The 24,931-nt window shown below is 50.2% G+C and carries 17 protein-coding genes; 9 read left to right on the top strand and 8 right to left on the bottom strand.

The genetic code is table 11. From position 1 onward, the window contains the following. Nucleotides 1–44: 44 nt before the first annotated feature. Together I0P70_RS07325 and I0P70_RS07320 are read right to left on the bottom strand one after the other, a co-directional pair. The gene (locus tag I0P70_RS07325; RefSeq protein ID WP_196116069.1) at nt 45–1,979 is read right to left on the bottom strand and encodes a fumarate reductase/succinate dehydrogenase flavoprotein subunit; all 1,935 of its coding nucleotides are present in this window, start codon (nt 1,977–1,979) and stop codon (nt 45–47) included. Between the two features lie 21 nt (nt 1,980–2,000). Beyond that, nucleotides 2,001–2,690, bottom strand: a complete 690-nt coding sequence (locus tag I0P70_RS07320; RefSeq protein WP_007652458.1) for a succinate dehydrogenase cytochrome b subunit — start codon at nt 2,688–2,690, stop codon at nt 2,001–2,003. A 228-nt stretch (nt 2,691–2,918) separates the two neighbouring features. On the opposite strand from I0P70_RS07320, the gene I0P70_RS07315 reads away from it, so the two are divergent. The 3 genes from I0P70_RS07315 to fabD all read left to right on the top strand — a co-directional run bounded on the left by I0P70_RS07315 (nt 2,919) and on the right by fabD (nt 7,184). Beyond that, nucleotides 2,919–5,681, top strand: coding sequence for a gliding motility-associated C-terminal domain-containing protein (locus tag I0P70_RS07315; protein WP_230392051.1), 2,763 nt, complete (start codon nt 2,919–2,921; stop codon nt 5,679–5,681). Continuing rightward, nucleotides 5,681–6,109 carry a thiol-disulfide oxidoreductase DCC family protein gene (locus tag I0P70_RS07310; protein WP_196116067.1) on the top strand — a complete coding sequence of 143 codons (429 nt, stop codon included), beginning with the start codon at nt 5,681–5,683 and terminating at the stop codon, nt 6,107–6,109. The genes I0P70_RS07315 and I0P70_RS07310 overlap by 1 nt, the downstream gene beginning before the upstream one ends. Nucleotides 6,110–6,302: 193 nt before the next feature. Then, on the top strand, nt 6,303–7,184 hold the full coding sequence (gene fabD / locus I0P70_RS07305; RefSeq protein ID WP_196116065.1) for an ACP S-malonyltransferase: 882 nt from the start codon (nt 6,303–6,305) through the stop codon (nt 7,182–7,184). 98 nt (nt 7,185–7,282) lie between these two features. Here fabD and I0P70_RS07300 read toward each other — a convergent pair whose 3' ends face one another. The 3 genes from I0P70_RS07300 to I0P70_RS07290 all read right to left on the bottom strand — a co-directional run bounded on the left by I0P70_RS07300 (nt 7,283) and on the right by I0P70_RS07290 (nt 9,396). Then, nucleotides 7,283–7,903 carry a hypothetical protein gene (locus I0P70_RS07300; protein WP_196116063.1) on the bottom strand — a complete coding sequence of 207 codons (621 nt, stop codon included), beginning with the start codon at nt 7,901–7,903 and terminating at the stop codon, nt 7,283–7,285. A gap of 151 nt (nt 7,904–8,054) precedes the next feature. Continuing rightward, nucleotides 8,055–8,546: a 2-amino-4-hydroxy-6-hydroxymethyldihydropteridine diphosphokinase gene (folK, locus tag I0P70_RS07295; protein WP_196116060.1), complete on the bottom strand. Its 492-nt coding sequence runs from the start codon at nt 8,544–8,546 to the stop codon at nt 8,055–8,057. Continuing rightward, nucleotides 8,539–9,396, bottom strand: a complete 858-nt coding sequence (locus I0P70_RS07290) for a S9 family peptidase (RefSeq protein WP_196116058.1) — start codon at nt 9,394–9,396, stop codon at nt 8,539–8,541. Before I0P70_RS07290 ends, folK begins: the two co-directional genes overlap by 8 nt. A gap of 176 nt (nt 9,397–9,572) precedes the next feature. On the opposite strand from I0P70_RS07290, the gene I0P70_RS07285 reads away from it, so the two are divergent. Both I0P70_RS07285 and I0P70_RS07280 read left to right on the top strand, forming a co-directional pair. After that, nucleotides 9,573–10,553 (top strand): polyprenyl synthetase family protein, encoded by a 981-nt coding sequence (locus I0P70_RS07285; protein WP_196116055.1) that lies wholly within the window; start codon nt 9,573–9,575, stop codon nt 10,551–10,553. 326 nt (nt 10,554–10,879) lie between these two features. Further along, the gene (locus tag I0P70_RS07280; protein WP_196116053.1) at nt 10,880–11,503 is read left to right on the top strand and encodes a class I SAM-dependent methyltransferase; all 624 of its coding nucleotides are present in this window, start codon (nt 10,880–10,882) and stop codon (nt 11,501–11,503) included. 167 nt (nt 11,504–11,670) lie between these two features. On the opposite strand, the gene I0P70_RS07275 is transcribed toward I0P70_RS07280, so the two are convergent. Next, nucleotides 11,671–12,909, bottom strand: a complete 1,239-nt coding sequence (locus tag I0P70_RS07275) for a peroxiredoxin (RefSeq protein ID WP_196116050.1) — start codon at nt 12,907–12,909, stop codon at nt 11,671–11,673. 196 nt (nt 12,910–13,105) lie between these two features. Between I0P70_RS07275 and I0P70_RS07270 the strand changes: the two genes are divergently transcribed. Beyond that, entirely contained in the window at nt 13,106–15,385 is a 2,280-nt protein-coding gene (locus I0P70_RS07270) for an aconitate hydratase (protein ID WP_007652448.1), read from the top strand. A 162-nt stretch (nt 15,386–15,547) separates the two neighbouring features. Here the strand turns inward: I0P70_RS07270 and I0P70_RS07265 are convergent, their stop codons facing one another. Next, nucleotides 15,548–18,673: a S8 family serine peptidase gene (locus I0P70_RS07265; RefSeq protein WP_230392050.1), complete on the bottom strand. Its 3,126-nt coding sequence runs from the start codon at nt 18,671–18,673 to the stop codon at nt 15,548–15,550. Between the two features lie 367 nt (nt 18,674–19,040). Between I0P70_RS07265 and paaN the strand changes: the two genes are divergently transcribed. After that, nucleotides 19,041–20,714, top strand: coding sequence for a phenylacetic acid degradation protein PaaN (gene paaN, locus I0P70_RS07260; RefSeq protein WP_196116048.1), 1,674 nt, complete (start codon nt 19,041–19,043; stop codon nt 20,712–20,714). A gap of 61 nt (nt 20,715–20,775) precedes the next feature. Here paaN and I0P70_RS07255 read toward each other — a convergent pair whose 3' ends face one another. After that, a complete protein-coding gene (locus tag I0P70_RS07255; protein ID WP_196116046.1) occupies nt 20,776–21,072 on the bottom strand; it encodes a hypothetical protein in 297 nt (98 codons plus the stop codon). 219 nt (nt 21,073–21,291) lie between these two features. On the opposite strand from I0P70_RS07255, the gene I0P70_RS07250 reads away from it, so the two are divergent. Together I0P70_RS07250 and I0P70_RS07245 are read left to right on the top strand one after the other, a co-directional pair. After that, complete coding sequence (locus tag I0P70_RS07250) at nt 21,292–23,622, top strand: TonB-dependent receptor (protein ID WP_196116044.1); 2,331 nt, start codon at nt 21,292–21,294, stop codon at nt 23,620–23,622. 79 nt (nt 23,623–23,701) lie between these two features. After that, nucleotides 23,702–24,838 (top strand): PepSY domain-containing protein, encoded by a 1,137-nt coding sequence (locus tag I0P70_RS07245; protein WP_196116042.1) that lies wholly within the window; start codon nt 23,702–23,704, stop codon nt 24,836–24,838. Nucleotides 24,839–24,931 lie beyond the last annotated feature (93 nt).

Raw genomic sequence — 24,931 nt, 5'->3', positions numbered from 1 at the left:
CTGTTTCCCAGATCTATTACTCATTCTTAATTATTAATTATCCATTATTTATAGCTACGCTGCGTCAGCTTCACGTTTTCAAACTTCAGCTCTTCCTTGTGCAGGACTGGTTCGTTGCCAACACCTGTAAACTCCCAGGCGGCTACGTAAGCATAGTTCTCGTCATCGCGCAGGGCTTCGTTTTCTGGTGTTTGGTACTCTTCACGGAAGTGACCACCGCACGACTCGTTTCTGTTCAGTGCGTCGTCTACCATCAGCTCACCCAGTTCCAGGAAGTCGGCTACGCGGTGCGCTTTTTCCAGTGTCTGGTTCAGCTCTTCGTTTACGCCAGTCACTTTTACGTTCTGCCAGAACTCGTCACGCAGCTTGCGGATTTCGTGCTTCGCGAACTGTAGTCCTTCAGCATTACGGGCCATACCGCAGTAATCCCACATAAGCAAACCAAGCGCCTTATGGAAGTCATCTACTGTGCGGTTACCTTTGATAGCTAGTAAGCGATCAGTAGTGGCTTTTACATTCTGCTCAGCTTCTTTGAAGGCAGGGTGATCAACACTTACTTTATCGTAAGGCGTTTGTGCCAGGTAGTCACCGATAGTGTAAGGAATCACAAAGTAACCGTCTGCCAGTCCCTGCATCAGGGCTGAAGCACCCAGGCGGTTTGCACCGTGATCAGAGAAGTTACACTCTCCTGTAGCGTATAAGCCAGGGATGTTTGTCATCAGGTTGTAGTCAACCCACAGACCACCCATGGTATAGTGCACGGCAGGGTAAATGCGCATCGGTTTTTCATACGGGTTTTCATCCGTAATCTTGGCGTACATGTCAAACAGGTTGCCATACTTGGCAGCGATCGCTGGTTGACCCTCGCGTCGGATTGCATCAGCAAAGTCAAGGTATACGGCCAGGCCAGAGGCACCCACGCCACGTCCTTCGTCGCACATCAGTTTTGCGTTACGCGATGCTACGTCACGTGGTACCAGGTTACCGAAGGCAGGGTACTTACGCTCCAGATAGTAATCGCGGTCTTCTTCTTTGATATCGTTTACTGTGATCTCACCCTTGCGCAGGCGCTGAGCGATCTCCACAGTCTTAGGTACCCATACACGACCGTCGTTACGCAGGGACTCTGACATCAGCGTCAGTTTAGACTGGTACTCACCGGATACAGGGATACAGGTTGGGTGAATCTGTGTGAAGCAAGGGTTAGCGAACAAAGCCCCTTTCTTGTGCGCTCTCCAGGCCGCCGTAGCGTTAGAGCCCATCGCGTTAGTAGAAAGGAAGAATACGTTGCCGTAACCACCTGTTGCCAGCACCACGGCATGTGCACTGTGCGACTCAATTTTACCTGTGATCAGGTTACGCACCACAATGCCACGGGCTTTGCCGTCCACCATTACGAGGTCCAGCATCTCGGTGCGTGGGTACATCTTTACTTTACCGTAAGCGATCTGACGGTTCAGTGCAGAGTAAGCACCCAGTAGCAGCTGCTGTCCGGTCTGGCCGCGGGCGTAGAAGGTACGGGATACCTGCGCACCACCGAATGAACGGTTAGCCAGCAGACCGCCGTACTCACGGGCGAAAGGAACACCCTGCGCCACGCACTGGTCAATGATGTTCACTGACACCTGAGCAAGGCGGTATACATTTGCCTCACGGGCGCGGTAGTCACCACCTTTGATGGTGTCGTAGAACAGACGGAAGATAGAGTCACCGTCGTTCTGGTAGTTTTTAGCGGCGTTGATACCACCCTGCGCAGCGATAGAGTGCGCACGGCGAGGGGAATCCTGGAAGCAAAACGCTTTCACGTTGTAGCCTAGTTCGCCGAGTGTGGCAGCAGCAGAAGCACCGGCAAGACCAGTACCCACTACAATGATGTCGTATTTACGCTTGTTGGCTGGGTTAACCAGCTTCACATTGAATTTATGCTTATCCCATTTTTCAGCTAAGGCGCCTTCCGGGATTTTTGAATCTAATATCATAGCAACTAATGAAAGTTTATGTTATGCAGCGAAAAAGAAATAAATCGGAATGATGGCAAAGCCAAAGCAAACCGCTATAGAGAATACAACACCGAATGTCTTAATGAACGGGGTGTATTTTTTGTGCGTCAGGCCCAGTGACTGGAAGGCGCTCTGGAAGCCGTGGATCAGGTGATAAGCCAAAGCGATCATGGAAATTACGTAGATCAGCACATACCACCAGATTTGGAAAGACTGCACTACCTTCAGGTAAAGGTTGTCATAGTCTACATTCTCAATCACAACACCCTCCAGGCCCCCAGCGGCACCAAAACGAGCTGGAACGAAGAAGTTCCAAAGGTGAATGATCAGGAACACCAGAATCACAGTACCCAAAAGGCCCATGTTACGGGAAGACCACGTGCTGTTCTCCTGTGGATGATTCTCTGCGTATCCAACAGGGCGGGCTGCTTTGTTACGACGCGTCAGTACAAGCGCATCGTAGATGTGAAACACAAATCCCAGAACCAATACAATCTCCATGGTGCGGATGATCGGGTTATTCGCCATGAAGTGAGAGTACAGGTTAAATGTCACGCCGTCATCACCTTTGAATAGCGTTAAGTTACCTATCAGGTGCACTACCAGGAAAGAACACAGGAAAAGACCTGTGATAGACATGATGATCTTGCGGCCGATTGTACTGGAAAACGTTTTAGTAAACCAATTCATCTGTATTTGTTAGAAGGTTAAGTAATGAATGCTTTTTAATGCCCAAAGGTACAAGCGGAGCCCGTATAAAACAATTAAATAGCATATTTTGAATCAATCTAAATTGCAATGCGTAGGACTGAAAACCATATATTATAAACCCACTTTTCTTGTGATTGTTGATAATAAAAAGGTAAAAATTCAGTTTTCATTTTACCTTTGTTCAGCGCCAAACCTAACTCTACGCTTATGCCAAATAGTTTACGCTTGAGCTGTTGCTTGCCTGGCCGCATTGTGCTGTTGGTATTGATGTTGTTGTTGGGGTATGCATACGAGGCGCAGGCAACACATATCAGGGCGGGAGATATTACTGCCCGCAGGGACACTGGTCCCAACCCAAATCCCCGGAAGTTCTTCTTCACCATGGTGATGTACACCAAAACCGCCTCTCCAGCCGACGACCCTTTTGTGTTTATTTCAATGGGAGATGGTAATACTGTAAGGGTGGATCGGCAGTCTGTAACACCAGTAAAGCCGGATGTTGACCGTGAAGTATTTGTGTGGGAGTATATTTATGCGGCTAACGGTACCTATCCTGTCACATGGGTAGGGGAAAACCGCAACGGGGGCATCCTGAACATGGCTGCTCCAACCGATCAGCTCACCTTTTCCATTACGACCACTGTTTCAATCAACCCCCTCCGTGGCCTGAACAGCACACCGGTGCTCACCGTGGCACCTATTGACGAGGCGACAGCTGGTGAGCGTTGGGTACACAACCCAGGAGCTATTGATGACGATGGAGACAGCCTGGCATACAGACTGATACAACCGCAGCACCGCAACCAGGGAACCGGAACGATCACTAACGTGCCCGGCTATCGCGATCCGCATACCGTGGATAACTGCCGCAATTCCTCAAACACCGGACCTTCTACTTTTACCCTCGATCCCATCACCGGACAATTAACATGGGATGCTCCCTGCAGATTGGGAGAGTATAACGTAGCATTTGTAGTAGAGGAGTGGCGTGTCACGGGCGCCGCGCCTGTGCTGATCAGTACCGTGGTGCGCGACATGCAGATCCTGGTGGTAGATGCCCGTAACCGTCCGCCGGTGCTGGTGCCACGCGACACCTGTATTGTGGCTGGCGAAACGCTGCGCACAACCATCACAGCTACTGACCCTGACGGTCACCTGATCACGCTCACTGCGCCAGGTACTGGTGGTGTTCTGCCACCTGCCACCTTCAATGTGACCGTTAACCAGCCAGGCCGTGCAGCAGGACAGCTGGTATGGAATACATCCTGCAACGATGTCCGCGCCAACCCATACCAAGTCATTTTCAGAGCGGAGGATAACCCGCCGCCGCCATCCAGACAGCTGGCTGACTTGCAGCCCTATCGCATCAGAGTCATTGGTCCGCCACCTCAAAACCTGCTGGCAACCGGACAGGACCGTACCGTGCGGCTGACCTGGGACAGCTATATCTGCCAGAATGCCGCCACCATCCGGATCTACAGGCGCGAAGGACCTTCTGGCTGGACACCAGGCCCGTGTGAAACTGGCGTGCCTGCCAGTACGGGCTATGTGCTGATAGGCGAGGTAGGCAAAGATGCGACAGAGTTTTTGGACGATAATAATGGGCAAGGACTGGCAGCAGGCGCAGAGTATTGCTATGTGATCTATGCTGAGTTTCCAAGACCGGCCGGCGGACAAAGTATCGCTTCGCTGGAGGCCTGTGTTGTGATAGAGCGTGACATACCTTACATCACGAATGTAACAGTAGACCGCACCGATGTGACTAACGGACAGATCACCGTTCGCTGGACGCAGCCGGGGCCGGGAATCGAACGTCTGAATCCACCATTTGAGTATCGCCTATACCGTAAGGCAGGGCAGGAGCCAGGCGGAGCCTATCAGCGGGTATTTACCTCCCGTAGACTGAGCGACACAGTGTATGTGAACAGTGGGTTGAATACCGAGGAAAATGCTTACCGATATAAACTCGAGTTTTACAGCACCACTACGCCAGGTGGTGCTTCAGCAGATATGCTGCGCGATTCGACATCCGCCTCCAGTGTGCGACTGGCTGCAGAAGCACAAAGTACAGGCGACGAACTGGGTGTGACACTCAACTGGACCTATAATGTGCCGTGGCGTAATGAAGTGCTGGAGCACCAGATCTTCCGGGTAGTGGGGGATGAATTGGTGCAGGTAGGCAGCGTAACAGCATCAGCTAGCAGCGGCACCTTTACAGACAATGGCACTGCCGCCGCCCCACTGGAGCGAGGCCAGACCTACTGCTATGTGGTACGCACCCAGGGCACTTACCAGATAGACGGTCTGCCAGAGCCATTGCAGAACCTGAGCCAGGAAGTGTGCGTGGAGATACCGCTGGTGATCTGTCCGCCTGAACTGACCTTGGATGTGCTCAACTGCGAGGCTTTCTTTGCAAATCCGACCCGGCCACCTTACCAGAATGTGCTGAACTGGGTGCCACAGATCGAAAATGGATGTACGGACGAGATCGACTTCTATACGGTATACTTTAGAGGACCAGGTGAAACGGAGTATCGCGCCATCGCCACGACGAAAGAGACCACCTTTACCCACACTGGGCTGGAGTCTTTTGCAGCTTGCTACTACGTGACGGCCACCAGTCTGGCAGGAGAGGAGAGCGAACCAAGCAACGAAGAGTGCAAAGACAACTGTTTCTTCTTCGAGCTGCCGAACATTATTACGCCTAACGCTGATGGCAAGAACGATGTGTTCAGACCTGACCCGAGGGCTGCGTTTATTCGCTCCACTACCTTCAAAGTCTTCAACCGATGGGGCGTGAAGGTATACGAAAGCAACTCAGATGCGTATATCAACTGGCCAGGCACCGATAACGATGGTAAGCGCCTCACAGATGGGGTTTACTATTACGAGGCCGAGGTTGAGTTTATATCCATTGACCCGAACCGCAGCCGCAGTAAGTATAAAGGCTGGGTAGAAATAGTACGCTAATGACAAAAGATGAACTGGATCGGCTGCAGGGTTTACCCATTGTATTTTACGATGGCACCTGCGGCTTTTGCCAGGCCAGCATACAGATCGCTTTAAAGTATAACACGCGGCAGAACCTGCATTTTGCCGCTTTGCAATCCGGATTGGTGGAGCAGCTGGTACCACAGCAGCTTGTTCCTGACCCGCTTCCTGATTCTATTCTTTTCTTTGAAAACGGCCAGCTCTATACCGAGTCTGAGGCCGCTCTTCGCATTGCCCGTCATCTCAATTTTCCGTGGTCGGTGCTTTACTATTTTAGGTTTATTCCCTTATCTTTCCGCAATTTTGTGTATCGCTTCATCGCGAAGCACCGCTACCGCATAGCAGGACGCAACGAAGCCTGTATGTTGCCCAGCCCCGAAGAGAGGGCCCGGTTTGTAGCTTATTAAATTGTTAAATTGTTGGTGGTCAAATTGTTGTTGGGCTTTTGCCTGATGACAAGGTGTGGCTGTGTTTAAGATTTTTGCCTCGGTGCCAGGTATACAGCTATATACCAGACCCACAAAGACTACAAGCAGCCATTTAACAATTCAACAATTTTATCCATCAACAACCAGCAATCAACAATACAAAAATATCAGCATGAAAAAGGCATACGTTTTCCCGGGACAGGGTTCGCAGTTTGTGGGTATGGGCAAGGACCTGTATGAGCAGCATGAGACTGCCCGTCAGTTGTTTGATAGAGCAAACGAAATACTGGGATTCAACATTACAGAGATCATGTTTAGCGGCACCGAAGAGGAGCTGAAGCAAACCAGAGTAACACAACCGGCTATCTTCCTGCATTCTGTGGCGCAGGCGGCTGTAGCACAGGATTTCAATCCGGATATGGTCGCTGGTCACTCACTGGGTGAGTTTTCGGCTTTGGTAGCCAGCAAGGTGCTGAGCTTTGAGGATGGCCTGAGACTGGTATATAAAAGAGCGATGGCGATGCAGGCAGCCTGCGAAGCCAATCCGTCTACCATGGCGGCTATACTTGGTCTGGACGATGCGAAAGTAGAAGAGGTATGTGCCTCAATAGAAGGTGAAGTAGTAGTAGCCGCTAACTACAACTGCCCGGGGCAGTTGGTGATCTCTGGTTCTAACAAAGGCATAGAAATCGCCTGCGAGAAGATGAAGGAAGCCGGTGCCAAGCGTGCCTTGCCACTACCTGTGGGCGGTGCTTTCCACTCCCCGCTGATGAAGCCGGCTGAAGAGGAGCTGGCCAAAGCCATTAAAGAAACGACCTTCAGCCAAGGTATCTGCCCGATCTATCAGAACGTGGACGCTCAGCCGCACACTGATCCGGAGGAAATCAAGCAGAACCTGATCAGCCAGCTGACAGCTCCGGTACGCTGGACGCAATCAGTACAGCAAATGGTAGCTGATGGCGCGACGCATTTCGTAGAGTGCGGACCTGGCAAGGTACTACAGGGATTGGTTAAAAAGATCGAACGTACGGCTGAGGTGAGTTCAGTGGAATAAAACCTTAAAGCAGAACATAAAAAGACCATTGTGGCGACTGCTGCAATGGTCTTTTTTTATGGGTAGTAGTTGGCTTAATGATGACGCTTAGGTATGGCTTACTGCCCATTCTCGTCTACGGCCATCGGTGTTACGCCAAGTCTGCTTAGTTCGTCCGACAGTTTCAAGAGTTCGTTTCTGATGATGTCGCTGTGTTGCAGTTCCTCTTCGGGCAGGTTGATCACGCGTGACAGGTATAGATTTTCCTTTAGCTGTAGCTCTTGCATGAGGCGTTCCAGTAACTCATGGTCTTGACCGACATAGATGAGGGGTGAGAGCTCAACCTGAATATTATGCTGCCTTGGGTTGGTGATATTCACCCTGAAAAAGTAATTGCCTACCTTGCCGAACAGGTAGGTTGAAATTTCTTTTACAATCGCGTTGTATTTTTCAACAGCTCCGTTGAAATGAAGCGATGAAAAGGCAGGGAGGTCATACAGCCGCTTCTTCTGCAGCAACTTTTCGTAATTGTTGAGTAGCAACAGGATAATAATAGCCGCGGCGATTAGTGCTGCAACCAAGGCCTTTTCTGGCAATTGCTGGCTAAATGTTTCTGCAGTAAAGCGCTGCGTGAACAGAACAGGAATAAAAGTAAAGGGAAGCACCAAGATAAACATAACCAGGAAGCCTCGCATAAGGCTTCTTTTTTCGTTTGTGATGATGGTGAGGAGGTCGTTCATAAGCTATTCTGGAGAAGCGAACCACAAGCGCATCAAATCATGCATAATCGCAAGTATAGTTATCTCACAATATAAGTAAAATTTCACTTTGCTAGCTGCATCTTGCGCTAAAGTAAGGCATTTTCAGTGAAATTTCTCAGTAACTGACAAGCTATTGACTTGAAATATACAAATGAACCGGAAGTTCGTCCGGGCAATTTTGTAGAAGCTGTGTTACCTGCATGTTGAGCACAGGGTGCTGCAGATGCGGTGCTATCTCATTCAGGGGCAGGAGAGTGAACCGGCGCAGGTGTAGCTGCGGGTGGGGGATGGTTAGGCGCTGCGATTGTAGTACAAGTTCGTCATAGAACAAAATGTCGATGTCTATAACGCGTGCTCCCCAGTGCTCGTGCCTGATGCGGCCCAAGTCCTGCTCTATCTGATTGATCGTTTGTAGCACTTGCTCCGGACTGAGAGTAGTCTGTACCTCCAATACTTGGTTCAGGAAAGCGGGTTGATCTGTCTTGCCCCAGGCAGCTGTTTCGTATAGAGAGGACCCTTGCAGGATCGGGCCGACCTGTGCGGCAATGCTTTCGCGGGCTTGGGACAGGTATAGCGTGCGGTCACCGAGGTTACCTCCCAGGAGCAGGTATAAATTAGGCATGTTTGTTAAAAAAGGCGATACTCAGGTCGGCAGCGGCTTTGGCTGCAAGTGGTAATTCTTCCTGCTGGTAAGGGTGTTGTCCCCCGAAAGAGTGATCGGCGCCGGGTAGCAGGTGCAGCTCCGCATCGGGTTTCCAGGTATGGAGGTCGTGGGCCATCTGCACGGGCAATGTCTCGTCTTCTTCGCCATGCAGGATGAGCAAGGGCTGCTGCATTTTCTGGATCACTTTCGGAATCTCCAGTCGCTCGACATTGGCCAGGTAGTCCTCCACGATCTGGTAGTACAAGGGCATTTGCTGACCTGTGCGGAAATTTGTAACCCACTGTACCCCTTCTTTTTTCCACTGTTCCTGCTCCAGTTCGTCCCAGCGCTGGTCAAAATTATTCACGGCAGCCCAGGTAGCCACACCACGAACACGGGTGTCTTCAGCGGCTTTAAGTATAACAGACCCGCCACCACGGCTGTGGCCTATCAGGTAAATCCGGTCGAGATCTAATTCGTTCTGTGCCAGCGGGCCTTCCTCGTCGTGCACCATGTCGATAAGCGACTTCAGATCCTCCAGCTCAATGCTGAAATTGTTGCGTCCAAAAGCCTCCATGTCGTGCAGATCGGAATCGTTGTCGATGCTGGTGCCGTTGTGAGAGAAGTTGAATTTGATGAACACAAAACCGTGCTCGGCAAAATAGTTTGCCAGTAGGTTGAAATGCCCCCAATCTTTGAAGCCTTTGAAACCATGGGTATAAAGCACGACTGGCTTTTTGTTTCCGTCCTGGGTATAAGTGGCGTCAGCGGTGAAAGGACGCTCGTGCTCCGGGTATACCACGAAGTCTACTTTGAGTGTGTCTGCCATAACGGTCTGCTGTGTTATCAGAAGGCAATATAGTTATTTTAGGCATGCGGCAAACCAGCACGAGGCTGTGCTGTTGGTTACGTATACCGCCTGGCTTATCTAAGATTATTTAAACGCCGATTTGCTATACTTGTTTGGAAACGACCCCCACACCTAGTAATATTGCGGAATATCGCATGAGCATTAGCCTAAAGGAAATACAAGCGCCGATTGCGCAGGAAATGGAGCTGTTCGAGAAAAAGTTCAGGACTTCGATGAAGTCTAAGGTGCTGCTTCTCGATAAGATCATGAGCTACATCGTAAAGCGCAAGGGCAAGCAGATGCGGCCGATGTTTGTGTTTTTCATGGCCAAGCTCTTTCGTGGCGACGCTATCGGGGATGCCACCTACCGTGGTGCGGCCTTAATAGAGCTGCTGCACACCGCCACCCTCGTGCACGACGACGTGGTGGACGAGGCCAACTACCGCCGCGGTTTCTTTTCTGTAAACGCCCTCTGGAAAAATAAGATTGCCGTGTTGGTGGGCGACTACCTGCTATCCAAAGGCCTGCTGCTCTCGCTTCAAAACGACGATTACGAACTGCTCAAAATCGTGTCGAATGCTGTGAAGGAAATGAGCGAAGGGGAACTTTTACAGATCGAAAAAGCCCGCCGCCTGGACATTGACGAGTCCGTGTACTTCGATATCATCCGACAGAAGACGGCCTCCCTGATTGCTTCCTGCTGTGCGGTGGGAGCTGCCTCTGCCGGCGCCTCTAAAGAAGATATAGAAAAAGCCCGACTCTTCGGCGAGAAAGTAGGCATTGCCTTCCAGATCAAAGACGACCTGTTCGACTACGGCACTGCTGAAATCGGCAAGCCGGTAGGTATAGACATCAAGGAAAAGAAGATGACCTTACCGCTGATCCACGCCCTGCGCGAAGCCGATTGGATGACCCGCCGTCGCGTGATCTACAACGTGAAAAACAACAACGGCGACAACAAGCGTGTGCAGCAGGTGATCGACTACGTGAAAACCTCCGGCGGTATACAGTATACCATCGAGGCCATGAACCAGTACCATGCCGAGGCACTCGCTATTCTCCATACCTTCCCGGCCTCCCCATCCCGCACCTCCCTGGAGCAGCTCATCGCCTATACCATCGAGCGGGAGAAATAATTGTTGATGGTTAGATTGCTGTGACCCCACAGTGTCTCCAAGACCTGTGAGGGTCTTGTTGCCTACGCAGCCTATACTTGCTTGAATCTATACTTAGGGCTCCTGTCCCAAGGGTTCTGATGATTAAGATGAGGATCCTTACCCCTAGATCTGTAAGAATTTATAATGCCTCCTATACCTTGCTTTGTAGCAAATAAGACACTCACAGGTCTTGAAGACACTGTGAGGTTAGAAGCAGAAATATTTATAAACTTCTTTTCTAAAACTGTAAGTCTACAGGTATACACATCAGGTAATTTTGAACCGTACAAAATAACCTATGAAAAATGAGTCTCAATACGAACACCTGGAACCGGCTGCGCTATACCCTGTACCTGCCGATATATGACCTGATCGCTGACCGTATTTTCCGCAAGCACCGCCAGCGTTCCATCGAGCTGCTGCAAGCTAAACCCGACGATGCCATTTTGATCATCGGTGCCGGCACCGGACTGGACCTCCCATACCTGCAAGGCTATACACGCATCACCGCTAACGACATCACCCCCGGCATGATCACAAAATTGAAAGTTCGTGCTGACAAATTAGGTATACCTGTCGAGGCCCATGTGATGAACGGCCAGCAGCTTGCCTATGCAGATAACAGTTTCGATGCGGTGATCCTGCACCTGATCATCGCTGTTATACCTGACCCTATCGCTTGCATTATGGAAGTAGAGCGGGTGCTGAAGCCAGGCGGCACGGTCATGGTCTTCGATAAGTTTCTGCCTGATGGACAGAAGCCTTCGCTGCTGCGCCGCCTCTTCAACCAAGTCGCCAGCACGCTATTTTCTGATGTGAACCGCAGCATTGGCAAGATCGTGCGCCATACCTCGCTGCAGGTGGAATTGAATGAGCCAGCAGCTTTTGGGGGAACTTTTAGGATTGTGCGGCTTCGGAAACAAGCCTAAGCATAGATCTCCAGGATGAATGGTAGCCCGAAGTTACTGTATGGAAGACCTATAAAGTAATGATAGTGCTAGGCGGAGATACAAAAACACAAAGGCCGCTACTTCACCAGTAGCGGCCTTTGCTATACCTGCCGATCATCTAACAATCAGCAATTAATAATCAACAATTAAATCTCCTCCGCTAGCAGCTCGTCCATCGTCTTGTTAAAGTCCGCTACCCACTCCTCGTAGTACTTGCCGGTACCAGGACCAGAGAAGCCGGTGTGAATCTTGCGCACTTTGCCCTGGCGATCGATGAAGATCGTAGTAGGGAAGGAGAGCACGTGGTTGAGGGCTGGGAGCGCCTGCGCGGCAGCTTCTTTGTCGGCCGGACCGGCATAGAGCAGGTCATACTCAATGTCAAAGCGATCCTTCATTTTAGTCAGACGTGGCACGGCTTGTTCGTAGCCTTTGGTGCGCTCAAAACCTAAACCGATAATCTCAAGTCCGCGGTCCTTGTTCTTACTGTAATAAGGCGCCAGGAATTGCGTTTCGTCCATACAGTTCGGGCACCAGGAACCGAGCAACTGCACTAGTACTACTTTGCCTTTGTATTTCTCATCCGACAGCGATACTTGCTTGCCATTCAAATCAGGGAATGTAAATTCCAGCGACTCGTAGCCAGGCTTCAGGTAAGTTAGCTCAGAGGCATTGGCCAATTGTGCGTTTTCGTTGCGTTTAGCTGTCCAGGTTTCGAAGTCATACAGGCCTGCAAAGTAATCACCCTTCAGCGTTTCCTCAGCTGTTGGTTGCGCCGTGAACAAATAGTCATGGTTGCCGTCAAAAGTTGAGAGCTTCAACTGATCACCTTCCACTTGCCCCTCCAGGTAGCGGTAGTCACCAGTGTTGGTCAGGAAGGTGCCGGTTACGCGGTTATCCTGCTGCTCAAACACCCCGATCGCCGGATAGGTTTTGCCATCTGCCTTTGTGAAGGTTACTTCCCACTTACCGGAATAGTCAAAGGTAGCCGGAGCAGGATTCTCCTTAAAGCGGTTGTTCTTGCCATGTTCGGCTGTAAAAGGCACGGAATAGCGCTTGCTCAGGTCGTTTCGGGTAAAGCGGCCAGCCATCTTGTCACCGTCTACTTTCGCGATCAGGTCGGCGTCAAATATGTGCAACCTGATTTTAAGCGAGTCGCCTTCTTCGGTTATTTCGTCCACCAAAATGCGTTCGTCAGCATTCACCAGGTATAGCACGGTCTTGCCGTTCTGCTCTTCTGCTTCCATGATAAACGGAATCTCTTGGCCTTGAGCCTGCAGCACAACGCGCCATGGACCAGGATGTATGGTGTTATCGATAGATGTAGAAGAACCACAGGATGTTAAAAGCTGTGTGAAGGACAGAGCCAACAACAAAATCAGCTTCATTGGGGTATTAAAACAAGTAAGTTTCATGCCACGAAATTACTAGATGAATTCGTGAAAAGCGAAACTTAGCCCAAATAGCAACATCAGGTATGGAAATGTTATATTCCTATCTGCTAATGTTGTGCTAAAACACGCATATTTCGTACATTTGTAAACTTCACAACGAAGCATTAAAAATAATAACAATAGCAAAACTATGGCATTTGATTTAGGAATGATCAAGGCAGTGTATGCCGGGATGGCCGAGCGCGTGAATGCTGCCCGTAACGCAGTAGGCAGACCGCTTACCCTGACAGAGAAAATCTTGTACGCGCACCTCTATGACGGTAACGCGACACAGTCTTTTGAGCGTGGAAAGTCTTACGTAGACTTCGCTCCGGACAGGGTAGCTATGCAGGACGCCACGGCCCAAATGGCCTTGCTTCAGTTCATGCAGGCTGGTAAGCCGCAGGTGGCTGTGCCTTCTACCGTGCATTGCGATCACCTGATCCAGGCACGTGTTGGTGCTGACCAGGACTTGCAGGACGCTTACAGCGAAAACAAAGAGGTATACGATTTCCTGGCCTCTGTTTCGAATAAATACGGTATCGGTTTCTGGAAGCCAGGTGCAGGTATCATCCACCAGGTAGTGCTCGAGAACTACGCCTTCCCAGGTGGTATGATGATCGGTACTGACTCCCACACACCAAACGCTGGTGGTCTGGGTATGGTAGCGATCGGTGTTGGTGGTGCTGATGCCGTAGACGTAATGGCCGGTATGGCCTGGGAGCTAAAGTTCCCGAAAGTGATCGGTGTGAAACTGACCGGCAAGATGAACGGCTGGACTTCACCAAAAGACGTGATCCTGAAAGTAGCTGGTATCCTGACCGTAAAAGGCGGAACCGGTGCGATCGTGGAATACTTCGGCGAAGGTGCTGAGTCTATGTCTTGTACTGGTAAAGGTACAATCTGTAACATGGGTGCTGAGATCGGCGCGACTACTTCGGTATTTGCTTACGACGATAGCATGCGTGCCTACCTGCGCGCTACAAACCGCGAAGAAGTGGTACAGATGGCCGATGAGGTAGCTGACCAACTGCGTGCCGATGACGAGGTATACGCTGACCCGGCTGCTTTCTATGATCAACTAATCGAGATCGACCTTTCTACACTGGAACCACACGTAAACGGACCATTTACTCCGGACGCAGCCTGGCCAATTTCTCAGTTTGCTGCTGTTGTAAAAGAGCATAACTGGCCAGCTAAACTGGAAGTAGGTTTGATCGGTTCTTGTACGAACTCTTCTTACGAAGACCTTACCCGTTCAGCTTCTATCGCTGAGCAGGCTGTTACTAAAAAACTGGTAGCCCAGGCTGAGTTTACCATCACACCAGGTTCTGAACTGGTACGCTTCACAACTGCTCGTGACGGCTTGTTGGATACCTTCGCTCAAATGGGTGGTGTGGTATTGGCAAACGCCTGCGGTCCGTGCATCGGGCAGTGGGCTCGTCACACAGACGATCCTACACGCAAGAACTCTATCATTACTTCTTTTAACCGTAACTTCGCCAAGCGTAACGATGGCAACCCGAACACACACGCGTTCGTGGCATCGCCTGAAATCGTAACTGCTTTCGCTATCGCCGGAGACCTGACCTTTAACCCATTGGTTGACAAGCTGATCAACGCAGATGGTGAAGAAGTAATGCTGGACGAACCAAGAGGTATTGAATTGCCACCTCAGGGCTTCGCCGTGGAAGACGCGGGCTATGTAGCTCCTGCTGAAGACGGAAGCAGCGTAGAGGTAGTGGTTGATCCGAAGTCTGATCGTTTGCAATTGCTGGAAGGCTTTAAGCCATGGGAAGGCACTGACCTTAAAGGTCTGAAGCTGCTCATCAAAGCACAGGGCAAGTGTACAACTGACCACATCTCCATGGCTGGTCCTTGGTTGAAGTACCGTGGCCACCTGGATAACATCTCCAACAACATGCTGATCGGTGCGATCAACGCGTTCAACGGTGAAGCCAACAAGGTATACAACGACATGACCCGTGGTTATGACACCGTACCTGCCACTGCACGTACTTACAAAGCTGCCGGTATCGGTACCGTTGTAATTGGTGACGAGAACTACGGTGAAGGTTCATCACGTGAGCACGCGGCCATGGAGCCACGCTTCCTGGGTGTTCGTGCTGTAATCGTGAAATCATTCGCGCGTATCCACGAGACTAACCTGAAAAAGCAGGGTATGCTGGGCCTTACTTTCGCCAACAAGGCTGACTACGACCTGATCGAGGAAAACGATACCATCGATATCCTGGGTCTGGAGAACTTCACACCAGGTCAGCCGCTGAAAGTGGTGTTGACGCACAAAGATGGTTCTCAGGATGCCTTCATGGTAAACCATACCTACAACGAAGGTCAGATTGAGTGGTTCAAGGCTGGTTCAGCGCTTAACCTGATCCGTTTGCAGCAGAAACAGTCAACTAACGCGTAATAAGCAGTTAGCTGTCGATAATGAAAACGCCCCGCTCGAAAGAGCGGGGCGTTTTGTTTTAGTAAGGATGTATATTTATTTCTATGCAACTTGCTACCATGGGCCGTGCAGGCTGACAAAAATTAACCTGAGCTTGGTTATGGGAGGATGGAACAACTTTATTTAAGGTCTCATGATCAGCAAACGTTTCGTGACCGTATTTTGCTCATACGTAAGCTGAACAATATAGAGACCTTCAGCCAGGCCGCTGAGGTCATAGATAGCCTCGTGCGGCAGGCGGCTGCGTAACTTAGGACTAACTCGACGGCCCATGGCGTCTGTCATAAACAAAGTAAGAGCAGCATCAGCCGTAGGCATTGCGACATACAGTTCGTACACGGCCGGGTTAGGGTATACTACAAATTGTTGAGGAGCTTCTAGTGGCGGTATTACCGTTTCGCTTTGCTTAATCTCTATCCGCCTTGTGACGGTGTCTTCAGCACAGTTATAGGCATTCGCTACAATCAGGGCCACATCATAAGAGCCAGGCAAGTCATAGCTATATGTAGGGTGCTGTTCAGTAGAAGTGTCGCCGTTGCCAAAATCCCATCGCCAGCTATTGCCATGTTCGCTTTCATTACGGAAGTCAATGCTCGTGCCGGGCTCCAAAGTTTCCGGTTGCTGTGCAATGCTGAAACCGGCTACAGGAGAGTTTGCTACCACGATCCGGAAAGGTACCAACGGACTGTCAAACAATGAGTCGGCGTTGCAGACATATAGCACCGTGCTTGTGTCGAGGGCAGCCAGCTCGAGATTATTGCCAGCGCCCAGAAGCTTTGTTTTGGTTTCGTCAGCATAGAATTTAAACTGCTTGCCACCCTCCGGCGAAAGACTAACCGAAGAGCCAATGCAAACTGTATCACTGATAGCCAGCGGAGGCGGCCCCGCTTTCATGACCTGGTATTTTACAAGAGCGGCTTTTGCATTTTCCTGAAGCTGTTCCAAATCATCGCCAGCGACAATGGCAAACGAAACCAACTGGCTTTGCCCCGGGGCCAGTCCCTTTGCCGTCGTGCCCACAACATGCGCCACGTCATTGCCATAGCCACTGCCCCATGCTTTTTTTCGAGCCACGCCTCCCGACAGTGTTCTGTATTTTTCCTGCGTACTAAAGCCGTCGGCTATCGCAAAAGTAGATGAGCCCCCAGAAAGGTTGTCGATTGCGTAGTAAGAAGGCGGTGTCACCGATAGCAAACTTATACCTGCATAAGGTGAAGCCTGGCCCATGTTATATACGTAGCCCATTTTGAGTGTTTCGTCCCAATCTGCTACGTTCATGTAAGCGTCGGTTATATTCCAATCAGCAAACAAACCGGCATGCAGAGTTTTGATCGTGTCCGGTGTAATATTGCGGATGCGATACTCTAGTATGATGTAGTCAGCGTTTTCAGTATCGCTCCAAGCCATTCCTTTATAGCTAACCTGCACACCCGCCTGTGTTGGCGTAGGGAATTTGTCACGCATCATCCCGGTGATCTCCTGGTCTGCATCGTCTGTGTTGTGGCGGAGCCGCACGGAGTTTACAGAAACAAAGTCGTTGTCTGTTTGCCAGCTGGCGTTGCGGACATTGTCCGACACGCGGTCAGGGGCAGTGGCCACCAGTAGTCCGCCCTCGAATAACATGGAAGAGCTGCCTTTATACGTGATGCCGATGCCTTGTCTGAAATTATACCCGTTATACCCCAGGTTGCCTTTGCTGTTCAGGGTGATATGCAGGTTGTTAGCCGTAAGGGTGATATAATCCGGGTTGACAGGTAACTGAAAATACTGGAAATCCTTGTATTCCCCATCTGTAAAACCAAGTCTGAAAGTAGCCATGGCATTATGGGGGGCATCCGGGAGCACTACGAAACGGAATGGCTTGTTGTGATTATTACGTGAAGCCAAAGTAGCCATGGCACCAATACTCAGGTCTTCCTCGAGCACTTTGATAAAAGGTGAGGTTGAAGTAAGTCTTAGCTTCAGGGCAGTTGTGGGGTCGAGGTAATTAGTGAGGCTAAGGTGTAGTGACAGAGTATCCCCGATCTGCGCCACCTTGTTATCGACAACGCTAAATGAAGTGCAGCGAACTGATTTTACCTGTTTGTCGCGAAGTGCTCGTTTCATATTGAGGCGACCTTTGCCAAGAAGTTCATGGTAAGGGGAGTTGCCAGGCAATTGATAAATATCGTCAGATGTAGCACGTAATCGTTGGATGACCTGTACCGCATTGAGGTGCGGCAATTGAGAGCGCAACAAAGCGGCAGCACCAGCTACAATTGGAGAAGCCAGTGATGTTCCTGTATCGGTGCCATAGGAGTTGTCACGGCTGTAAGTAGTGCTGTATACACTCTGACTTGGTGCTGACAAGCCTATCCTGTAGTTCCAGGTATGCCCATTTGTCTTCACATCATTATGGATGCCACCTACTGACAGCACATTCTCGTATGCCGCCGGATAAATGTCTACAAAAGCGTTGGTGTTGCCAGCCGCTGCTACAATAACGACGTCCTTCTCCAGCACAGCGTAGTTGATGATGTCTTGCTCATACTGAGAAGAACCCATGCCACCCCAGGATAAGTTGATGATACTACAGCCTTTGTCTGCAGCATATACAATAGCCTCATAGCCGCCAAAGCTGCCAACTGAAGTGGACGGAAAAACCTTGAGGGGCATAAACTTGGTATTAAAACCTGTGCCTGCTATTCCTAGACCATTGTCGGCTTCACTAATTGCGACACCTGCTACCTTCGTGCCGTGCCCTCTATAAGGGGAATCATCTGTTAGATTATTGTCCCTGTCACCGAAGTCCCAGCCGTAGAAGTTATCGATCAGACCGTCACCGTCATTATCAATCCCATCTATTGGGTCGTCGTAATTAAACTTGATCTTATTTTTGATGTCTTCATGGCTAAAGCGGAAGCCGGAATCGAGCACGCCTATGACAATGTTGGTATCACCCTTTTGTACAGCCCAGGCACCATAGGCCTGTATCAGTTTTAGGTAAGCTTGCGTTGTTTTTGTTGAGTCGGAGGCCGGGTCATTGGGCTGATAGAGTGGTACCCGTTCGTAGAGCGGTTCCACATACTCCACCATACCGGTTGCCAGCAGGGCCTGCTGCACGGCTTCGAGGTTATGTGAAGGGTCGTATGACAGTTCGTAGATAAGCGAGAGATCCACGTGGGCTTTGCGGGCAAAAGGAGAGGGGGCTTTACCCGGGAACTTCTGTTCAACCGATTTGGCTCCTACCTTTTGCAAGGCTTTTTGCATAGGATTACCAGTAGCCATGCGTAGCTGATTACCTGACTGAGGCTTCAGCTTATAGACAACGGTATGAGGTTTAGTCGCGTTTCCTATACCTTTTGGAGCAGGCAAATGCTGCGCAGCAAGCAGGGAAGAACTCAGGGCTATAAACAGTAAAGAAAGTATGCAGCGGTAAACCACTGGCCCTTGGGTAAACATTAAATCATATTAAACTATTAGGTGAATACAACCTTCGCTGAGCAGGCAGAGGTATAGAGCAAAAGCGCATAGTACACGGCGAAATTTAAAGATGCTTCCCGTGCGTATTAAAAAAATACGTAACTTTCCAACAATTGATTCTAATATATGTGTTTAATTATATAAAATAAATACTATGACCTCGGATTTGAAAAATAAAAATCTTTCCATCATAGAAAACGCCGTGAAAGCCCTGCATGAGCGACGTTTTTTTGCGCAATATCCTGAAAACCCGATGCCTGATATTTATGGCGAAACCGCTGATAAAGAAGGCCGTGAGAGGTATAAGCAGCACCTTAACAACAAATTTACAGAATTGGTGCATGATAATGCTGAAAATTGGGCAGGTCAGGAAGAATCACCTTATGAGCAGCAGCCACTAGGCATAAAGTACCCTTATTTCAGTGCAGAAACGCTGGTGTCGCGTGCCGACGAGGCTTTCCATCAGTGGCGCAAGGTAAAGCCAGTTGATCGTGCTGCGATTCTAGTAGAGTCATTGGAGCGCATGAAGGAGCGGTTTTTCGAAATTGCCTACGCTACGATGCACACTACCGGGCAGGCTTATATGATGTCGTTTCAGGCATCTGGACCGCATGCAGCTGACCGTGCGCTGGAGGCCATAGCAGCGGGCTACGAAGAGCAGACCCGCTTTCCGGAAAACATGGAGTGGGAGAAGCCGATGGGCAAGTATAACCTAAAGCTGAATAAGAGCTGGCGTGCCGTACCGAAAGGTATAGGCCTGGTGATCGGCTGCTCGACTTTCCCGACCTGGAACACAGTGCCGGGCATGTATGCCAGCTTGGTAACAGGTAACCCTGTGATTGTAAAGCCGCACCCGAAAGCCGTATTGCCGATTGCGATTGTAGTGGCAGAGGTACAGAAGGTGCTGGTAGAAAACGGACTGAGCCCATACATCTGCCAACTTGGTGTAGATGCGGACGATCATCTGATCACAAAAGAACTGGCTGAGAATCCGAAGGTAAAACTGATCGATTATACCGGTGGAACGGAGTTTGGTAACTATGTAGAGAGTCTGCCGGGCAAGGTGACTTTCACAGAGAAAACAGGTGTGAACTCGATCATACTGGATTCAGTGCAGGACATCGGCAAAGTGGCGCAGAACTTGGCCTTCTCGCTGAGCCTTTACTCCGGACAAATGTGTACCGCTCCGCAGAACTTCTTCGTGCCAGCCTCTGGCGTGAAAGTAGGAGAGGAGATGATGCCGTATGATGAAGTTGTGAAGAAACTGGCTGATGCCGTAACCGGTTTGGTGAACAATCCAAAAGCCGGTCCACACATTTTGGGGGCCATCCAAAACCCGGCCACATCAGAGCGTGTGAAAGAGGCAGCCAGCGTGAAAGGCAAAGAGGTGTTGAGCACTTGCGACTTCAGCAACCCGATGTTCGAAAACGCACGTACCTGCACGCCGGTGATCTACGAGGTGGATGCAACTGAGAAGGAGAGCTTCAGCCGCGAATTGTTCGGCCCAATTGCGCTGGTTATCAAAACCAAGGATACAGACCAGTCAATTGAACTGGCAAAAGAGATGGCGATGAACTACGGTGCGATCTCCTGCGGTGCTTATACCACAGATGAGGAGACAAAAGAGAAGATCATGGATGAGATGAGCCTGGCGGGTACGCCGGTGAGCTTCAACCTGACGGGTGGCATCTATGTGAACCAGAACGCGGCTTTCTCTGACTTCCACGTGACAGGCGGCAATCCAGCTGGCAATGCATCTTTTACAAACCCTGAGTTTGTGATCAAGCGCTTTACATGGGTTGGTTTCCGTGAGCCTGTAGCTGGTTAAGCCAGGTATAGCCTGTAAAGCAAAAAGCCCCGGTACTCTCACAGTGCCGGGGCTTTTTGTTTTATTTAAACAGGTTATCCATATCTTTTTTGAGGTTGTCAAGGCCATCTTTCAAGCCCTGCCACTTACTTTGGCTGTCTTCCTGATCACTCAGTTTGTTGGCGATCAGTTCGCGCTTGGCTTCGAGTGCCGCAATGTGCTCGTGGTAGGTATGATTCGAGTCGGCGGCGGTGGCGTTTACCCGGCCTTTCAGCACTTTTATTTTGCTGTCCAACTCATCCAGACTTTTCTGTATCTCCTCACGGGTGAGATGAGCAGGAGCCCGCATATGCTCCGGTTTCAGGTTATAAGTATCCATATTTCTCAGTTTTGTCTTTCAGTTTCTGTCATGCTGCCATTGGCAGCGATCTTCTCTAAATACTCAAAAAAGGGTAAAAAGGATGTACAGACTGAGGTATAGTGGAGACGGTAGATGATTTACATCACTTATTTAGAAAATATCTAAATAACTCTTTTCTCTTATGTATCCGGTGCTTACTTTTGCAGCGCTTGTTAGAATTAATCTAAATAAAGATACATGCAACGCATACTCACTATCATATTTGTCTTTGTGCTTCTGGCGCAGCAGGCATTCGCTCAAACCACAGGCCGTATTGAAGGTCGTATTCAGTCAGAAAGAGGAGAAGGTATAGCCGGTATCAGCGTTGGGCTGGAAGGCACTTCTTATGGCTCTACGACAGATGACGAAGGCAAATTCCTGATCAGAAACATACCTGCCGGCAACTACACACTGGTGGCCTCAGGTATAGGCTATACCTTGCAAAAGCAATTGTTGGAAGTGGCAGGAGGGAAGGCTTCCTTTGTGAATGTAGACCTGGCTGCTTCTTCGCATTCACTCGGAGAAGTGCAGGTGACGGCACACCGCAGCGGTGAATACCTGCAGCGCACCGCCACAACAGCCACTAAGATGGAAGCACCTATCAAGTCGGTGCCGCAGTCGGTACAGGTGGTATCGCGTCGTGCGTTGGACCAGTTGCAGGTGCTTCGCCTGGAGGATGCCATGCGCAATGTGAGCGGCGTAAGTATGGAGACAGGTTTCGGTGGTCGCTCCGATATTTTCCAGATCCGTGGTTTCCGTACCGACATGCAGAGTGTGTTCAAGAACGGCTTCCGCAACACGGTGCGTACCTACCGCGAGAGTGCCAACATCCAGCAGATCGAGGTGATGAAAGGTCCCGCCTCAGTGCTGTACGGTGTGAGCGATCCGGGTGGTATGGTGAACATCTCTACCAAAAAACCGACAGCCCATACCTTCCAGGACATCCAGATCACGGCTAACAACTTTGGCTTGGTGAGACCTGCTATCGATCTGGGCGGTGCATTTAACGAGAGCAAAACGTTCAAATACAGACTGAATGCTGTATATGAGCGTGCTGATAGCTACCGCGATTTCGTGAAGACCAAGCGTATTTTCGTCGCTCCGGCCATCACATACGATTTCTCTGATAAGACTTCCCTGACGGTAGAAACTGAATTCCTGAACCACGACCAGCCTTCTGATCGCGGCATCTTCTCTGTCAATGGTCAGATTGCGCCCGTATCAAGAAGCCGCGTGCTGATTGAGCCAAGCAACACCGGTGAGTTTACGAACCGCATGGCCCAGTATAACCTGCAGCACAAGTTCTCTGAGGCACTGAGCTTCCGTCATGCGTTCAACTACAACTATGCCACTGAGACACGTGACGTGGTAGAGCAGACTACTGTCCTGAAAGACGGCTCTTTCCGTATCAACCGTCAGCATCAGGACCAGGATACCTATGACCGCAACATCGCTACGCAAAATGAATTGTACGCCAACTTCAATACCGGCGCATTAGTGGAGCACAAAGCGGTAGGAGGTATAGAAATTTCCAGCTCCGTGTTTGACATCTGGGTAAAGCGTGCTCCTTATGATGTGCTGGATATCTTGAACCCGCAATACAATACCAAACCAAAGGATTACTCACTGCTTACTTACTCACAGGATTACCAGGACCGCGTGAATGTTTTGGGCTTCTACCTGCAGGACTTCATCACAATAAACCAGCGCCTGAAAGTGTTGTTGGGCGGCCGCTACGACTTCTGGGAACAGGAGAAGGAGAACCGCATGAAGGACGAAACGGCCAAGCAAAAAAACAAGGCTTTCAACCCAAGACTGGGCGTGCTGTATGAGGTATACGGTCCGGTATCGGTGTATGCTAACTACTCGAAGGGCTTTCAGCCAGGTATAGGGCAGACACTGGAAGGCGAGGCATTCAAGCCAATCACCTCTGTGCAGTATGAAGCTGGTACAAAAATCGGTTTGCTGAACGACCGCGTGAACCTGACAGCTGCTTACTTCGATATCACACGCCAGAATGTGGTAGTGCCGCACCCGACCCAAAGCGGCGCCAGCGTGCAGCTGGGCGAGGTGCAGAGTAAAGGTATAGAAACCGATATCACAGGGGAGGTGCTGCCAGGCCTGAACGTGATCGCCACTTACACTTACACGGATGCCCGTGTGACTAAAGACGCTCTCAGCAACGACGATCCACGCCGTACCGTGGGCCGTCGCTTCAGAGGAGTGGGGTATAACAACAGCAGCCTTTGGACGACTTACGAACTGCAGGATGGCCTGCTGAAAGGCCTGGGCATCGGCGGTGGCTTTACGTATGTAGAAGATCGTCCGGTGGATGATGCCAACAGTTTTATGCTGCCGGGCTATACCCGTTACGACGCCACCATGTTCTACAACAGCAAGCGTTTCCACGCAGCCCTGAATGTAAAGAACCTGACCAACGTGAAGTACTACGAAGGCTCACAGTCAGCTACCGTGATCATGCCAGGTGCGCCTACTACAGTGCAGGGCACAGTCGGTGTGAGATTTTAATTGATAGAAACACAGATAATAAGTATATCGGCGGCATTGTCCTGAAAAGGGCGATGCCGCCGATTTCAAGTTCAGGTACATGCGCAAATTCCTTCTTCAGCTACACCTTTGGATCGGCCTGACAGCGGGTGCCGTACTAGCCTTCGTGGGCTTGACGGGATCGCTCTACGTTTTTCAGCCTGAGCTGACGGTGGCGCTATACCCTGATCACTATAAAAGCTCACAACCAGGAACAGCTCCAGTAGATGTACGACTGGTTATCCGCAATGCCGAAAAGGAGTTCGGTGCTTCGGTTACCAGCATATTCTTTCCAGTACGGGAGCTGGAAAATTACATTGTCAAAGTAAAAGGCAATAAGCAGTTTCTCTTTTTTGATGCAGCAACCGGCAACTATGTGGGGCAACTGGAAAAGCGTCGTGGCGTGATGGATACAGTGCTTGACCTGCACCGCCACCTGACAATGGGCGACACCGGAGCGTTGATTACAGGTCTAAGTGCGCTGTTGCTGGCCTTTGTGCTGCTCACGACGGGGCTATACCTGTGGATGCCGCGCAAGAAACGAAATCTGAAAGATGGCTTGCGCCTCAAAGCCAACGCATCCTTCAAGCGGCGCAACTTTGATCTGCACAATGTGTTTGGCTTCTACTTCAGTGTACCGCTTTTCCTGGCCGCAGTTACCGGAGTGTATTTTGGGTTTCAGGAGAAGACCCAAACGGTGGTCGATAAGCTGACGCTGGCTAAGGAACCGACACCTTACGTAAAAGCATTGCAGTCGGCTTACCCAGCGGATGGTACAGCACCGCTGACTGTGTTCCAGGCGCTCGACAGGATGGATGCCTTATACCCTAGCTACGTCAGGCGAACGCTCACACTGGCGCCCGATAGTTTGGGTACGCTCAATATGACTTACCTGGCTTCATCTGATCTGGAAGCCGGTTCCCAGGACCGCCCGATGGTATACCTGAACCAATACACAGGAGACGTCGTGTATGATTACAATCCGCACACTGCTCCCCTGGGCCGGCAGCTTACCCGCAATTGGTTTGTGCCGATCCATTTCGGGGAAATAGGGGGCTGGATCACCCGGATACTATGGTTCTTTCTGGGGCTGATGCCAGCCTTGCTGTGGGTAACTGGCATTGTGATGTGGCGGGGCAAAAGCAAAAAGAAGAAAAAGAGAGGCTATGTGAAAGTAAAGGGTGGTGTGATGGCCTGAAAAATTAGGCACGATAACCGCTGAATTAGCTTTATACTTAAAAATCAAAAATGTATTTTTGCGCCGCTATGGTGATATACACCACAAAGAGCA

Source organism: Pontibacter sp. FD36 (assembly GCF_015686655.1).
Classification (GTDB): Bacteria; Bacteroidota; Bacteroidia; order Cytophagales; family Hymenobacteraceae; genus Pontibacter.
This window is presented reverse-complemented; position numbering and strand designations above follow the sequence as displayed.